This window comes from Arthrobacter sp. B0490, from assembly GCF_002929355.1.
Classification (GTDB): Bacteria; Actinomycetota; Actinomycetes; order Actinomycetales; family Micrococcaceae; genus Arthrobacter_D.
In genome coordinates, this window is sequence record NZ_PJIR01000002.1 from 513919 (window position 1) to 529241 (window position 15323).

Consider the following 15323-nt stretch of genomic DNA (forward strand, 5'->3'; position numbering starts at 1 on the left):
GTGGCCGGACGGCGCCGGGAATCGCGCCGGGAGGTCGGGAACCTCGGGGTGCGGCGGGGCGCGGCGGCGGGACCTCGCCTAGGATCTCGTGCATGGCCATCACGATGCGCTCCCTCCTGTCCCTGGCACGCCGTGTCCTCCGCGCCGTGGAGGACACGGAGCACGCGCGGGCTCCCGGACGCGGCCCCACACGGCGACGGAGTGCCGCCGGCGGGCCCGCCACCCCCGCTCCCGGTCCCGCGGCGGGGCGGCGGGCAGCGGCATCCCTTGCGTACTCCCCCTCGAGCGACGGGAATTCGGACCCCGGGGAGATCGTGTGGATGTGGGTCCCGTACGAGGACGATCCCGCGCGGGGCAAGGACCGACCGGTGCTCCTGATCGGGCGGGACGGTCGCGACCTGCTCGGCCTCATGCTGACGAGCCGCGACCGGAACAACACGCGCGAGCACGACGACAGGTACGTCGAGATCGGCACGGGCGCCTGGGACCGGCAGGGACGCCCGAGCGAGGTCAGGGTCGACCGGCTCCTGCGGGTCGCGCCCGCCGACATCCGGCGCGAGGGCGCCGTCCTCCCACGGGATCGCTTCGAGCGGGTGGTCGCGGCAGTGCCCGACGACCTGTTGCAGTAGACGGCTGCCGCGCACCGGTCGGACCGGGTTCCGGCCTCGGTCCCGACCCGGGTGCCGGCCGCGGTCCTGTGCAAGGTTCCGGCCTCGTCCGCCCTGTCCGTGGGAGCCGGCACGGGCCTCTCCCCCGGTCCGGCGGATCGGGTTCCCCGGCTCTTTCTGGTAACCTGTATTGCTGTGTGTCCGCGCAGGTCTCCGGGCACTTTGGCCGATCGCCATACGGTATCCCCACGCCGCTCAGTCTTGGTTGGCCGAAATACCCTCACGACCAGTCCGCAATACAAAGAAAGTTCTCATACGTGGCAAATATCAAGTCCCAGAAGAAGCGCATCCTCACCAACGAGAAGGCGAGGCAGCGCAACAACTCGGTGAAGTCCGAGCTCAAGACCGCTATCCGCGCCGTGAACACGGCCGTCGAGGGCGCTGACAAGGATGCTGCTGCAACGGCGCTCCAGACCGCCAGCCGGAAGCTCGACAAGGCTGTCACCAAGGGCGTGCTGCACAAGAACAACGCAGCGAACCGCAAGTCGGCGATCTCCAAGAAGGTCAACGCGCTCTAAGCTGCGAACCCCTCATCGAAGGGCCGGTTCCCGAGGGAGCCGGCCCTTCGGCGTTCAGGCCCGCTCCCCGGAGGGCAGGGTGCCGCGGCCAGTCAGCCGTCGCCGAGAGCTATGACCGTCACGGCCCGCTCCACCGCGTAGACCGGATCCCGCGCCTCGCCCTTCACCTGCGCGTCAGCCTCCGCGAGCGCACGGATGCACCGCGCCAGGGCATCGGAGCTGAAACGCTGCGCTTCCCGGCGTGCCTGGTCCACCTGCCAGGGCGCCATCCCCAGATCCTTGGCGAGCTGCAGCGAGGATCCCCTGACCCCGTGCACCTTCGCGACGGCGCGGACCTTCATGGCGAGCGCGGCGACGATGGGCACCGGATCGGCGCCCGTGGCGAGTGCATGCCGCAGCATCGACAGTGCCTGCGCGGTCCGGCCGGCCAGTGCCGCGTCGGCGACCTTGAAGCCCGTCGCCTCCACCCGTCCGCCGTAGTACTTCTCCACCGTCTCCACGGAGACGTCGCCCGCGGTATCGGCCGTCAGTTGCTGACAGGCGGCCGCGAGCTCCGGCAGCTGCGAGCCGACCGCGGCGACGAGTGCGCGCACGGCGTCCGGATCGATCCGGCGCCGTGCCAGGCGGAACTCGGTGCCGACGAACTCGACCTTCTCGCCGTCCTTCTTGAGGGGCTGGCAGTCGACGATCGTCGCTTTCGCCGCCTTGATGGCGTCGAGCAGCTTCTTCCCGCGGTTGCCGCCGGAATGGCGCAGCACGAGGACGACGTCGGGCGCCGGGTCGGTGAGGTAGGCGAGCGCATCGACCAGGAAGGCGTCGTTCATCTGCGCCAGTCCCGCCACCTCGATGACCTTCCAGTCGCCGAACAGGGAAGGACTCGCCTGCATCATCAGGGTGCCGGCCTCGTAGGACCCGGCATCGAACCGGACGAGTTCCGCGTCGGGTTGTGCTGCCCGGACCTGGCCGCGGATCGACTCAGCCGCCTTCGACGCGAGGTAGTCCTCGGGACCGGAGAGCAGGACGATCGCCGCCGGCGTCACCTCCCGCCAGGATGCGGGGGCGGGGTTGGGGCCGCTGGTGCGGCCGGCCGGTGATCTTGTTGCCACGGGGCGGGCTTCCTTCCGTCAGGTGCAGTCCTACTGTGTCACGGCCCCGCGGTGCCTCAAAGCCGCGGCGCATCCCCGCCTCGGTGCCTCACTGCAGGGCCCTGACCTCGAGGGTGTCCCCCACCACGTCCACCAGGAAGGTACCCAGCTCATCCGTGCGCGCGGCGGCGATCCGCGTCCGCTCGAGGGCGCCGAGGATGGCGGGGTGCGGGTGGCCGTAGTCGTTGCCCTCCCCCACGGAGATCAGCGCGAGGCGCGGGCGGACGGCCTCGAGCAGGGCGGTGCCGCCGTTCCTGGCCCCGTGGTGCGCGACCTTGATGACCTCCACGCCGTCCTCGCGCAGCGACGGCTCGGCGGCCAGGAGTGCCGCGGCGGCGTCCTCCTCCAGGTCGCCCAGGAGGAGGATCGTGATCGGCCGTCCGGAGGTCGGCGCCACGACCTCCAGCACCGCGCTCGCGTTGTTCTCCTCCCGGGGAGCAGCGCCCGTGGTGGGCCACAGGATGTCGACGCGTAGCGGGTCGAGGTCGAGTGCCGTGGCGCCGTCGAGTCGCTCCGCGACCACTCCGCCTGCAGCGGCGGCGTCCTGCACCTCCGACGGGAGCCGGTCCTCACCCGTCGAGTAGTAGAGAGCGGACAGGGCCCGTCCCCGGACCGCGCCCTCGACGCCGCCGTAGTGGTCGTCGTGCAGGTGCGTGATGACCAGCGCGTCGATCACCTCGATGCGCAGGGCATCGAGGCAGCGGTCCATCGCCTCGGGGTCGGGGCCCGTGTCGACGACGAGCGCGTGGCCGGGCGTCGTCCTCACCACCACGGCGTCGCCCTGGCCGACGTCGCACATCGTCAGGATCCACGAGCGCGCCACCGGTGCTCCTCCGCGCCCGGTGACGATGACCACGGTCACCAGGCACAGGAGGGCGCCGAGGGCGATCGCGGACAGCCCGGCTCGCCGGCGGCAGCCTGTCCGCCGCCGCGTCCGGGTCCGGTTCGACGCCTGCCCTTCCGGGCCTGCCCGATCCCGGAGCGTCGACCGGTCACGGCGCCGCCACGCTCCGTTCGCACCCCGTCCGAGCACGAGCAGGAGCGCCAGGGACCCGAGGGCCGCGACGACGGCCCCCGGTGCGCCCGGCAGCCAGGGCAGGGTTGCCCCCGGCATGGTCGCCAGGGTGTCCGCGACACCCGCGACCCACCTCGTGCCCCACTGGGCCGCGACCACGAGGGGTGGTGCCAGGACCGGTGCGGCGATCAGCGCGAGCACCACCACCATGCCCAGCAGGGTGATCGGAGGAACCACGGGAGAGGCCAGGACGTTCGCCGGCAGCGAGTACACCGGGAGGGAGGGCTGGATCAGGACGAGGATGGGCGTGCAGAAGAGCTGCGCCGTCAGGGGGATCGCGAGCAGCTGCGCAGCGAAGCGCGGCATCACCCGCTCCAGGCTCTCCACCAGCGCGGGACCCGCCGTGATGAGTCCCAGGGTGGCCGCGACGGAGAGCGTGAACGCGTAGGACACCGACAGCCAGGGATCCACCGCCAGCAGGACGATGATCGACAGCATCAGCAGGGTCAGGGGAATCCTTCCCCGCCCTGACAGGACCGCGGCCACACCGATGGCGCCCATGACGGCCGCCCGGAGGACGCTCGGTTCCGGCCGGACCAGCATCACGAAGCAGGCGAGGGCCAGGACCGCTCCGACCGCCGCCGGAAGGCGCGGCAGGCGGGCCGTCCGCAGCCCGAGGAAGGCGAAGGCGACCACGTAGGAGCAGTTGGCCCCACTCACCGCGGTGAGGTGGGTCAGGCCCGTGGTCTTCATGTCCGCCTCGAGGCCGGGGTCGAGCGCCATCCGGTCGCCGAGTGCCATCCCCGGGAGCAGGCCGCCGTCGCGGTCGTCGTCCCCGGCCACGTCGCGGAAACGCGCCCGGAGGTCGGCCGTGTAGCCGAGCCAGCCCCCGGCCTCCGCGATGGTGGGGCTGCTCGCGGGCAGGAAGACCGCGCTCGCCCTGCCGACCCGGTCGGTGGGTCTCGCGGTGCCCAGCACGCGCACGGTGTCCCCCGTGCCGACACCGCCCCACGGCTCCGACCCGAGGACCACCACCGGGGTGGTCGAGGCGAAGGTGTCACCGCTCAGTACCCCGCCGATCACGTCCGCGTCGACGAGATAGCGGCTCCCCCCGCCGAAGGCGCCCGGACCGAGAGGGGACGGCTCGCCGGTGACGCGGAGGATCGCGGTGAAGGGGACCCGTCCACGGACCGCGTCGTCCACCGGTCCGGCCTCGGCGCGCGCGAGCGTCCCGCCGGCGGCCAGCAGGACCAGCGTCAGGGCGGCTGCCGGCGGCAGTGCCTGCACTGCCGCCGTCATCCGCGACCGTCGGGGTCCGACCGGGAGGAGGAAGACCGCGCAGGCCAGGGCCAGCCCTCCCGCAGCGGCGAGCAGGCCGCCAGCCGTCGCTCCGGTCGCTCCGCCATGGATGGCGGCGGCGGTGGCGATCCATGCCGTGACGGCCGAGGGGACGAGGCGTAGATCGCGGTGCGGCCGCGTCCGGCCGGGTGGAGGGTGCGCATCCTCCGACCGGGCCTTCGCGGGGCGCGGGTTCCTGCCTGGTCCGTGCCGGTCGATCGCCGATGTCCGCCTCACCGCGCGTCGATGAGGGGCAGGATCCCCTCGAGGATCGCCGGCCCGATACCCGGCACGGCATCGATGTCGGCCGGTTGGGCGAAGGGCCCGTGTTCGTCCCGCCAGTCGATGATGCGCTGCGCGAGGATCGGCCCCACCCGTGGGAGGGACTCGATGTCGGCGAGGGTGGCGGTATTGATGTCGAGGACTCCCGCCGGGCTTCCGCTGCCTCCGGTGGGACCGGCGGCCCCGCCCGAACTATCGGTTCCACCGGCCGTCCCGCCGGCTGCCGTCCCGCCCGGTGCGGGTCCCTCCACGTCCACCTGATCCGGTCTCGGCTCCTCGCCGACGGCCAGGAGGTGGATGTGCTGGCCGTCGGCGGGGGTGGCTGCGAGGTTGATGCCCTCGAGATCGGCCTCGGGGAGCGCGCCCCCCACGTCCTCGATGATCTCGAAGAGCCGCGTTCCAGCGGGAACCGTGACGACCCCGGGCGATACCACGGCGCCCGTCACGTAGACGACGATCACTTCACCCCCGGCACCTCGGCCAGGTCCTCCCGCCGGCAGGTGACCGGGCGGGGCGTCGCCCGGTTCCGCGGCCCCCGGCGCCGTGCCGGAATCGGCCCCACCCTGCGGTCCCACCCCGTCGCCATCTGTCGTCCCGCCGTCCGCGCCGCTTCCCCCGCCGGGTTCCTCGCGCGGGGGCTCATCGTCCCCGTCGCCGTTCCTCTCGCCGTCCCCCTCGGCCGGGGCTCCGCCGTCCGCTCCGCCGGCGTCCAGCTGTACCGACACGGCAGCGGCCGATGGGTCCGAACTCCGCGTGAGGAACAGGGCGGCGCCGACCGCGAGGGCCACGCCGAGGAACACGAGCGCTGCGGAGCGGGCGACCCTCCACTGCACCCCCCGGTGGACGGACGGGGGTGCTCCTTCGTCCGGTTCGGCCCAGGCGGCGAAAGCACCCGCCCGCCCGGGAGCCGGACCTCGGCGGGGCGCGTATCCGTCCTCGTCCACGGTCTCCCGGCCGTCATCGAGGCCGGCTCCGCTGCGCGCCTCGTCGGCGCCCGGTTGGCCGACCGTGATGTCGGCCTCGGTGTCGTCCCCGCGGCGGTCGTCGTCCTCGCGGAGACCGCCCCAGCCGAGCCCTCGATCGGGTGCGGACGGGTGGCCGCCCGGCCGCGCGACGGGCGGCGGCGGATCGAGAGCGTGGACGGGCGGCTCCCACGGGTCCCCGGCGGTCGGCCATCGGTGCTTTCCCATGGGATCACGCTAGGAGCCGCCGTTCCACCGTCCGGGGGCGTCCGACGCTATGTGGACATCCGGTCACCGGCGCGTGCGCGACGTTCCGGCGCGTGCCGCGCGCCCCGCACCCGCACCCGCTGCGCGTGGAGGCGTCGTCGCTATCCGGCGCTGACGGCCACGGCCACGACGCCGAGTCCCGCATGCGCGGCCAGGACCGACGGGCACGGCGCCGTCGACACCCGCCCCGACCCGGCCATGGTCTGCAGCCGGTCCGCGAGGTCGTTCGCCTCGTCCTCGTTGCCGAAATGGTGGACCGTCAGGTGGACGCCGCCGCTCCGGTCCGCCACGTCCGCCTCGACGAGTTCCTGGAGCCGCTGCATCCCGCGCGCCGCCGACCGCATCCGCTCGAGCGGCACCAGCCGCCCGCCCTGGATACGCAGGATCACCCGGACGGACAACAGCGTGCCCAGCCACGCGGCAGCAGCCGTGATCCGCCCGCCGCGGCGCAGCTGCTCGAGGCTCGGGACGTAGAAGTAGAGGCTGGAGGTGCGGGCCGCGATGGCCGCTGCGGCGGCGGACGCCTGCAGGTCCCCTCCCGATGCAGCAGCCGCGACAGCGGCGAGGGCGGCCCGGCCCTGGGCCATGCCGGCGGTCCTGGTGTCGATGACCTCGACCGGGAGGGCCGCGCGCGACGCAGCGAGGCGGGCGGCCTCGACGGTTCCGGACAGCAGGCCGGACAGGTGCACGGAGACGATGCCGTCGTAGCCCTCGTCCGCCAGTCGGCCGTAGACGCGCTCGAACTGGCCCGGCGACGGCCTGGACGTGCGCACGTGCGAACCGGCGGCGAGGGCCACCATGAGGGGCGCGGTGACGTCGTCGTGCTCTCCGGTCAGGATGTCGTCGCCCACGAGGACGGGCATGGCGACCACGCGCACGCCCTCGGCGGGGCCGCCGGGTGCGCTCCACCCGGGGGCGAACCCGGCGGCCGAGTCGGTGACGACGGCTACGCGCACGGGGTGCCCCCCGTCCGCGGGGCCGCCGGAGCCGCGTCCATCAGGCCGGCACGATGTTGACCAGTTTGGGAGCCCGCACGATCACCGTGCGGATGCCGCGCCCGTCCAGCACGCGCTGCACCTGATCGCTGGCGAGGGCGAGCTCGCGCAGTTCGTCCTCGGCGATGTCCGGCGCGACGGTGAGGCGGTCGCGCACCTTGCCCTGCACCTGGACGACGGCGACGACGGTCTCCTGGGTCAGCAGCGCGGGGTCCACCGTGGGCCACCCGGCGGTGGCGACCGTCGCCTCGCGCCCGAGGCGGTTCCACAGGTCCTCGGCCGTGTAGGGCGCGAAGAGGCTCAGGAGGATGGCCACGGCCTCCGCGGCTTCGCGCACGGCCGGGTCCGCTCCCCCGGCGCCGGAGTCGATGGCCTTCCGCGTCGCGTTGACGAGCTCCATCAGCTTCGCGATGACGACGTTGAACTTGTTCGCCTCCATCAGCTCGGCGGCATCGGCGACGGTCCGGTGGGTCACCGACCGCAGCGCCCGGTCACCGGTGGCGGGATCGGTGCCGACGGCGCTCGTGACGTCGCCGCCCAGGCGCCAGGCACGCGCGAGGAACTTCGCGGAGCCCGACGGCGAGACGTCGGCCCAGTCGACGTCGTCCTCGGGAGGTGAGGCGAACACCATGGTGAGGCGCACGGCGTCGACGCCGAAGCGGTCGAGCTGCTCCCCGAGGTCCACGCCGTTGCCGAGGGACTTGCTCATCGCCTTGCCGCCGTTGAGCACCTGGCCCTGGTTCAGCAGGGCGCTGAACGGCTCGGTGAAGCCCACCATGCCGAGGTCGAACAGCACCTTGGTGAAGAACCGGCTGTACAGCAGATGCAGGATGGCGTGCTCGACGCCGCCCACGTACTGGCCGACGGGCAGCCAGCGGTTCACGGCGTCGGTGTCGAACGGCGCGGTGTCGAGGTGCGGGTCCACGAACCTCAGGTAGTACCAGGACGAGTCCACGAACGTGTCCATGGTGTCCGTGTCCCGGGTGGCCGCGCCGCCACAGGACGGGCAGGGTACGTTGACCCAGTCCTCGACGGCGGCCAGCGGCGAGGTGCCCTTGGGCGCCAGCGCCTCGCCGCGCAGACCCTCGGGCAGCGTGACCGGCAGCTGGTCGTCCGGCACCGGCACCTCGCCGCAGGACGGGCAGTGGATGATTGGGATGGGGGTACCCCAGAAGCGCTGGCGTGAGAGCAGCCAGTCGCGCAGGCGGTAGTTGACGGTGGAGGTGCCCGTCCCCTGCTCCTCGACGAGTTCGACGGCGCGGGCGATCGCCGCGGCCTTGTCCAGCCCGCTCAGCTCGCCCGAGTTCACCAGGGTGCCCTCGCCGGTCGTCGCGATGCCGGTCTCCGCGGCATCCTCCGCGCCGGTGTCGACGACGGTGCGGACGGGCAGGTCGAACGCACGCGCGAAGTCGAGGTCGCGCTGGTCGTGGGCGGGGACCGCCATGATGGCACCGGTCCCGTAATCGGCCAGCACGTAGTCGGCGGCCCAGACGGGCAGCTTCTCACCGTTGAGCGGGTTCACGGCGTAGCGGCCGGTGAAGACGCCGGTCTTCTCGCGTTCGGTGGCCTGCCGTTCGATCTCCGACAGTCCCCTGACCTGCTCGCGGTACGCCTCCAGGTCGGCCCGGTGGTCGGCCGTCACGAGCTCGAGCGCCAGGTCCGCGTCCGCGGCGACGACGAAGAACGTCGCCCCGTACAGGGTGTCGGGGCGCGTCGTGAAGACCGTGACGTCGGACTCCGGCAGGCCGTCGGCGGCCCCGATGCGGAAGCTGACGTGCGCCCCCTCCGACCGGCCGATCCAGTTGCGCTGCATGGCGAGGACGCGCTCGGGCCAGTGGCCCTTGAGCTGCTCCATGTCGTCCAGCAGGCGGTCGGCGTAGTCCGTGATCCGGAAGTACCACTGGTTGAGGTTCTTCTTGGTGACCAGGGTCCCGCAGCGGTCGCACGCGCCGTTGATGACCTGCTCGTTGGCCAGGACGGTCTGGTCCTTCGGGCACCAGTTGACCGGCGAGTTCCGGCGGTACGCCAGTCCCTTCTGGAAGAACCGCACGAAGAGCCACTGCGTCCAGCGGTAGTACCCGGGATCGGAGGTGTGCAGCCGGCGGCTCCAGTCGGCGCTGATGGCGTAGCGCTTGAAGGAGTGGGCCTGGGTCTCGATATTGGCGTACGTCCACTCGGCCGGGTGCGCGTTGCGCTTGATCGCGGCGTTCTCGGCGGGCAGCCCGAACGAGTCCCACCCGATCGGGTGCAGGACGTCGAAGCCCTTCTGGCGGTAGAAGCGGGCCGCGACGTCCCCCATGGCGAACGCCTCGGCATGGCCCATGTGGAGGTCGCCGGACGGGTAGGGGAACATGTCGAGCACGTAGCGGCGCTCGCGTGAGCCGTCGTCGGCCGGGGCGAATGCCTGGAGCCGGTCCCACACCGCGGGCCATCTCGCCTCGATGGCGGAGAAATCGTAGGTGTCCTCGTCCGGCTGAACGGCCTCGGGGTTGATGCTCACTGTGTCTTGACCTGTCCTGTCGGTGGAACGTCGTCCTGCTGTGGTGCCGGCGCGGGGCCGCCCTGCTGCCGACCGGCGCCGGACATGCAAAAGCCCCTCACAGGGAGGGGCCGCCGCACGGTCGGTACCGTGCGGCTACGTAAGGAGGAGGGTGCGGCGCATGGCTTCACTTTAGCAGCGTGCGCCACCGGCCGCCCGGCGGAGCCCCGGCATGCGGAGGGCACGCCCGGACCGTCCTGCGACGGACCCGGCGTGCCCTCCTGCTTCGGCTGCGTGCTGCCGCTCGGTGCTAGCTCACGTCCTCGTCGACCCAGTCGAAGGTCTTCGTGACGGCCTTCTTCCAGTTGCGCAGCTGGCGCTCGCGCTCGGCCTCGTCCATGGACGGATTCCAGCGCTTGTCCTCCGCCCAGTTGGTCGCGAGCTCGGCGGTGTCCTTCCAGAAACCGACGGCGAGCCCGGCCGCATACGCAGCACCGAGCGCAGTGGTCTCGGTGACCTTCGGTCGGATGACCGGGATACCGAGGATGTCGGCCTGGAACTGCATCAGGGCGTCGTTGGCGACCATGCCGCCGTCGACCCTGAGGTCCTCCATGTTGACGCCGGAATCGGCGTTGGCCGCGTCCAGCACCTCGCGGGTCTGGAAGGCCGTCGCCTCCAGTGCCGCACGGGCGATGTGCCCCTTGTTCACGAAGCGGGTCAGACCGACGATCGCCCCGCGGGCGTCCGCACGCCAGTACGGTGCGAAGAGGCCGGAGAACGCGGGAACGATGTAGACGCCGCCGTTGTCGTCGACCGTCGTCGCGAGCTGCTCCACCTCGGGCGCGCTCTTGATGATGCCGAGGTTGTCCCGGAGCCACTGCACGAGTGAACCCGTGACGGCGATCGAACCCTCCAGGGCGTAGACCGGCTTCGCGTCGCCGAGCTTGTAGCAGACCGTCGTGAGCAGGCCGTTCTTCGAGTGGACGATCTCCTCGCCGGTGTTCACGATCATGAAGTTGCCGGTGCCGTACGTGTTCTTGGCACCGCCCTGATCGAACGCCGCCTGGCCGAAGGTCGCCGCCTGCTGGTCACCGAGGATGCCGGCAACGGGCACTTCGCGGAGGAGCTGCGAGGTGTGGACGGTGCCGTAGACCTCGGAGGAGGACCTGATCTCCGGCATCATCGAGAGCGGGACGCCGAAGTCGGCGAGGATGGACTCGTCCCACGACAGCGTCTCGAGGTCCATGAACAGCGTGCGGGACGCGTTGGTGACATCCGTGATGTGCACGCCCCCGTCGGTGCCGCCGGTCAGGTTCCAGGTGACCCAGGAATCGGTGTTGCCGAACAGGAGGTCGCCCGCCTCGGCCTTCTCACGGGCGCCGTCGACGTTGTCGAGGATCCACTTGATCTTGGTGCCGGAGAAGTACGTGGCCAGCGGCAGGCCGACCTTCTCCTTGTAGCGCTCGACGCCGCCGTCCTTGGCCAGCTCGTCGACGATGTTCTGCGTCCGCGTGTCCTGCCAGACGATGGCGTTGTAGACGGCCTGGCCGGTGGTCCGGTCCCAGACGACGGCGGTCTCGCGCTGGTTGGTGATGCCCACGGCGGCGATGTCGTGGCGGGTGAGGTTGGCCTTCGACAGCGCGTTGCCGATCACCTCGCGGGTGTTGTTCCAGATCTCGGCGGGATCATGCTCCACCCAGCCGGCCTTCGGGAAGATCTGCTCGTGCTCCTTCTGACCGGAGGACACGATGTCGCCCTTGTGGTCGAAGACGATGGCCCTGCTGGACGTGGTGCCCTGGTCGATGGCAATGACGTACTGCTCCGACATGTCTTACTCCTTCATTGGATGTGTCGTTGAGTGGCGGCTGCACGCGGCCGCGAAGAGACCCTTAGGCGGGAGGAGCGGGGAATGAGACGAACTGGATGACGATGCCGGCGAGGATGCCGCCGATGATCGGTCCGACGATCGGCACCCACGCGTAACCCCAGTCGCTGCCGCCCTTGCCCCGAATGGGCAGGAGGGCGTGGGCGATGCGCGGCCCAAGGTCACGGTTCGGGTTGATGGCGTAGCCCGTGGGTCCGCCGAGCGAGGCGCCGATGCCGACGACGAGCAGTGCAACGGCGAGGGGGCCCAGGCCGGACGGCGTGTTGCCGAACGACAGGATGACGAACACGAGCACGAACGTGCCGATGATCTCGGTGACGAGGTTCCAGCCGTACGAACGGATGGCGGGTCCGGTGGAGAACACCCCGAGCTTGTTGGCGGGGTCCGGCTCCTCGTCGAAGTGCTGCTTGTAGGAGAGCCAGCAGAGGACGGCGCCGAGGATGGAACCGATCATCTGGGCGGCCAGGTAGGCCATCGCATTGATGAAGTTCTTGTCCACGCCAGGGGCGAACTCGGCGGTATCACCGTTGACCCAGAGACCGACGGTCACGGCGAAGTTGAGGTGGGCTCCTGAGAGGGCTGCGACGTAGACGCCGGCGAAGACGGCCAGGCCCCATCCGAAGTTGACCATGAGAAAGCCGCCGTTATTGCCCTTGGTCTTGGCGAGCGCGACGTTCGCGACCACGCCCGTACCGAGCAACAGCAGCAGCATTGTGCCGAAAGTTTCGGCTACAAACACTTCCAGAGACATCATTGACTCCTCTATCTATTCATTTATTGACGGGTGCCGCCGCCTCGACGGCACCCGTTGGTTCCCCCCGGCAACCACTGCCGTTGGCACTGCACCGCTGCCCGTGGCAGCGGTTCGACCCCGTGGGCGGCGGGCGCCGCTACGCGATCAGGCTTTTGACCTGCACCCTGTGGGCTTCGGCGAGGACCGTCTCGGCGAGCTTGACCTCCGCCGCGGACCGGGCGGCGTCCCACCCCAGCAACGGGGCGAGGGTCTTGGCAAGCTCGGCGAGCAGTTCCCCGGTGACGAGCCCACGGAAGGCAAGGGAGGTGCGGCGGATCAGGACGTCGACCAGGTGGCCGACCTGCTCGTGCTCCACCATGTAGGCGAGCTCTCGCGTGCTCAGCTCCTTCGTGGAATTGAACAGCCTGTCGGGTCCTTCGGCAAGGTATTCGATGACATCCGTTGCACGGGTTCCGTACCGCGTCAGCAGGACCTGCACCCGCGCCTCGTCGACGCCGGGGCGGACTGCCTGCTTGATCCAGGCGCGCTCGGCCGCCTCGTCCGTCGGGAAGTCCTGGCCACCGCCGATGGCGACGCCCGCCGTCGACGCCTTGCGCGGCGCCCCCAGGGCGGCGAGCGTGTCGTTGGTGAGGTGCTCGGACAGGGCCCGGAACGTCGTCCACTTGCCGCCGACGAGGCTCAGCGTGGTGACGGACCGACCGCCCAGCTTCTCCTCGCGCTTCTCGATGCGGTAGTCGCGGGAGACGAAGCCGGGCTGGGTGTCGTCGTGGCGCGGCAGGGGCCGGACACCCGAGAAGCTGTAGACGATATCGTCCTGCGTCACCTTGATGTCCGGGAACACGTGCCCGATCAGCTCGAAGAAGTAGTCGATCTCCTCGTCCGTGCAGACGGCCTGCTCGTTGATGTCGACGTCGATGTCGGTGGTGCCGACGAGGACGCGGTCACCCATGGGGTAGATCAGGACGATCCGGCCGTCGACGTGCTCGAAGAAGATCTCGGTGCCGTTGCAGGCCTTGAGCAGTTCCGGGTGGTCCAGCACGATGTGCGACCCCTTGGTGCCGCCCATGAACCGGGTCTCGGAACCGAGCGCCGCATTGGTGTTGTCCGTCCAGGCGCCTGTGGCGTTGACGATGACGTCGGCCTGGAAGGTGAAGGTCTCACCCGTGAGCTCGTCGCGCAGGAGCACGCCCTCCTCGCCGGTGCCGATGGCGCTGACGTAGTTGGCGGCCCGGGCGGCGTCGTTGATGATCTCGCCGTCGCGCAGGACGTCCAGGGTGAGCCGCTCGGGGTTGTGCACGGAGGCGTCGAAGTAGGTCGCAGCCCACTTGATGTCCTTGCGGACGTCGGGCATCCCGGCGAGGGCCTTCTTGCGGCCGACGAAGGAGTGGCGGGGGACGTTGCCGCCGTCGCGGGAGAAGAAGTCGTACATCGTCAGGCCGGCCTTGATGAGCACGGCGCCGCGCTCCACCTGCTTGCCCTGCTTGTGCGTGAGGAACCGCATGGGGGCCGAGAGGATGCCCGAGAAGGTGGTGTAGATCGGGATCGTGGTCTGCAGCGGCTTGACGTAGTGGGGGGCGATCTTCATGAGGGCGTTCCGCTCGATGACCGACTCGCGGACGAGGCGGAACTCGCCGTTCTCAAGGTAGCGGATACCGCCGTGGATCATGTGCGAGGACGCGCCCGAGGCACCCTGGCAGTAGTCGCCGCGCTCGACCAGCGCGACGTCGATGCCCTGCAGTGCGAGGTCGCGGAAGGTGCCGACCCCGTTGATGCCGCCGCCGATGATGAGCACTGACGCCCGGGGCTTGTCCCTGAGCTTCTGCACCACGGTGCGGGTAGAAGTTGTCGTGCCTTCACCGTTGATCCGGTCGGCTGGAATGCTCAAGGTACTACTCCGTAACGTCTATGTCTGGAATGGGTGCTGCAACTCTCATTCTTCGAGGACTGGGAATAGCAGTCAACCGCATTGCACAAACGTGCACAAGAGGTTCAGACTGTCCAGATGACGACGACGAGCGGTGCTTCGGGAGTGGACGGGGCCCCCGGGGAGCAATCCCACGGCAATCGCTCCCGGGACGCGCTCCGGGCCGCCCAGATGTACTACCTGCAGGACCTCACCATGAACGCCATCGCACGCGAGCTGCGCACCTCGCGCTCCACGGTCTCCCGCCTGCTGTCCATGGCCCGCGAGACCGGCCTGGTGCAGATCCAGGTCAACAATCCCTCCGAGCGGGCACCCGCACTGGAGCAGCACATCCGCCGCCGGTTCGGCGTCGAGGCGCACGTGGTCCCCGTCGCCGACTCCGTCAGCGATTCGGACGTGCTCGACCGCGTCGCGATCCAGGCTGCCCGCACCATCGGGCCGCTCGTGGACTCCAACGCGATCATCGGGGTCGCCTGGGGCTCCACCCTCAGTGCGGTGAGCCACCACCTCACGCGGAAGCAGACCCACGACAGCACCATCGTGCAGCTCAACGGGGCCGGGAACACGCAGACCACGGGGATCACCTACGCGAGCGAGATCCTGCGCCGCTTCGGACAGGCCTACGGCGCCCGCGTGGAGCAGTTCCCGGTGCCCGCGTTCTTCGACCACGCCGGCACGAAGACCGCCATGTGGGAGGAGCGCAGTGTCCGGCGCATCCTCGACCTGCAGCGCCGCATGACCATGGCGATCTTCGGGGTGGGCTCGATCGGCTCGGGGATTCCCAGCCACGTCTACAGCGGCGGATACCTCGACGGCGAGGACCTCGACGCGCTGGAGGCCGACGCGGTGGTCGGCGACGTCGCCACGATGTTCTTCCGCGCGGACGGCACGCACCGGGACGTCGTGCTCAACCGGCGCAGCACCGGCCCCGACCTCGACGAACTCAGGAAGGTGCGCCGGCGCATCTGCGTCGTCTCGGGCGAGTCCAAGATCCACGGCCTACGGGGGGCCCTCGCGGCAGGACTCGCGACCGACCTGATCCTCGACGAGGGGTCGGCGCGGCGCCTGGTCCACGCCTAGCGTTCCGCGCA

General features: G+C 70.7%; 11 protein-coding genes. 3 read left to right on the forward strand and 8 right to left on the reverse strand.

Going from position 1 to position 15323, the window contains the following annotated elements:
- Window positions 1-92 precede the first annotated feature (92 nt).
- Window positions 93-629 (forward strand): type II toxin-antitoxin system PemK/MazF family toxin, encoded by a 537-nt coding sequence (locus CXQ97_RS05310; RefSeq protein ID WP_104179774.1) that lies wholly within the window; start codon window positions 93-95, stop codon window positions 627-629.
- A 296-nt stretch (window positions 630-925) separates the two neighbouring features.
- The gene (gene rpsT, locus CXQ97_RS05315) at window positions 926-1186 is read left to right on the forward strand and encodes a 30S ribosomal protein S20 (RefSeq protein ID WP_104179775.1); all 261 of its coding nucleotides are present in this window, start codon (window positions 926-928) and stop codon (window positions 1184-1186) included.
- A gap of 92 nt (window positions 1187-1278) precedes the next feature.
- Here rpsT and holA read toward each other — a convergent pair whose 3' ends face one another.
- From holA to CXQ97_RS05355, 8 genes are all read right to left on the reverse strand, one after another.
- Complete coding sequence (gene holA, locus CXQ97_RS05320) at window positions 1279-2292, reverse strand: DNA polymerase III subunit delta (protein ID WP_104179776.1); 1014 nt, start codon at window positions 2290-2292, stop codon at window positions 1279-1281.
- 88 nt (window positions 2293-2380) lie between these two features.
- Complete coding sequence (locus CXQ97_RS05325; RefSeq protein ID WP_104179777.1) at window positions 2381-4921, reverse strand: ComEC/Rec2 family competence protein; 2541 nt, start codon at window positions 4919-4921, stop codon at window positions 2381-2383.
- On the reverse strand, window positions 4918-6156 hold the full coding sequence (locus CXQ97_RS05330; RefSeq protein WP_104179778.1) for a ComEA family DNA-binding protein: 1239 nt from the start codon (window positions 6154-6156) through the stop codon (window positions 4918-4920). The genes CXQ97_RS05325 and CXQ97_RS05330 overlap by 4 nt, the downstream gene beginning before the upstream one ends.
- Before the next feature lie 140 nt (window positions 6157-6296).
- Window positions 6297-7151, reverse strand: coding sequence for a DegV family protein (locus CXQ97_RS05335; RefSeq protein WP_104179779.1), 855 nt, complete (start codon window positions 7149-7151; stop codon window positions 6297-6299).
- Window positions 7152-7191: 40 nt separating this feature from the next.
- On the reverse strand, window positions 7192-9690 hold the full coding sequence (gene leuS / locus CXQ97_RS05340) for a leucine--tRNA ligase (RefSeq protein ID WP_104179780.1): 2499 nt from the start codon (window positions 9688-9690) through the stop codon (window positions 7192-7194).
- A gap of 289 nt (window positions 9691-9979) precedes the next feature.
- Window positions 9980-11497 carry a glycerol kinase GlpK gene (glpK, locus tag CXQ97_RS05345; protein WP_104179781.1) on the reverse strand — a complete coding sequence of 506 codons (1518 nt, stop codon included), beginning with the start codon at window positions 11495-11497 and terminating at the stop codon, window positions 9980-9982.
- 61 nt (window positions 11498-11558) lie between these two features.
- Window positions 11559-12305: an MIP/aquaporin family protein gene (locus CXQ97_RS05350; protein ID WP_104179874.1), complete on the reverse strand. Its 747-nt coding sequence runs from the start codon at window positions 12303-12305 to the stop codon at window positions 11559-11561.
- Between the two features lie 139 nt (window positions 12306-12444).
- Window positions 12445-14172: a glycerol-3-phosphate dehydrogenase/oxidase gene (locus CXQ97_RS05355; RefSeq protein WP_258062318.1), complete on the reverse strand. Its 1728-nt coding sequence runs from the start codon at window positions 14170-14172 to the stop codon at window positions 12445-12447.
- 231 nt (window positions 14173-14403) lie between these two features.
- Between CXQ97_RS05355 and CXQ97_RS05360 the strand changes: the two genes are divergently transcribed.
- Window positions 14404-15312, forward strand: a complete 909-nt coding sequence (locus CXQ97_RS05360) for a sugar-binding transcriptional regulator (protein WP_258062319.1) — start codon at window positions 14404-14406, stop codon at window positions 15310-15312.
- Window positions 15313-15323 lie beyond the last annotated feature (11 nt).

Bases quoted from the DNA above. Each gene is read 5' to 3' on its own strand.
- CXQ97_RS05310 (WP_104179774.1), top strand. From the start codon at position 93: ATGGCCATCACGATGCGCTCCCTCCTGTCCCTGGCACGCCGTGTCCTC.
- CXQ97_RS05330 (WP_104179778.1), bottom strand. From the start codon at position 6,156: ATGGGAAAGCACCGATGGCCGACCGCCGGGGACCCGTGGGAGCCGCCC.
- glpK (WP_104179781.1), bottom strand. From the start codon at position 11,497: ATGTCGGAGCAGTACGTCATTGCCATCGACCAGGGCACCACGTCCAGC.
- CXQ97_RS05350 (WP_104179874.1), bottom strand. From the start codon at position 12,305: ATGTCTCTGGAAGTGTTTGTAGCCGAAACTTTCGGCACAATGCTGCTG.
- CXQ97_RS05360 (WP_258062319.1), top strand. From the start codon at position 14,404: ATGTACTACCTGCAGGACCTCACCATGAACGCCATCGCACGCGAGCTG.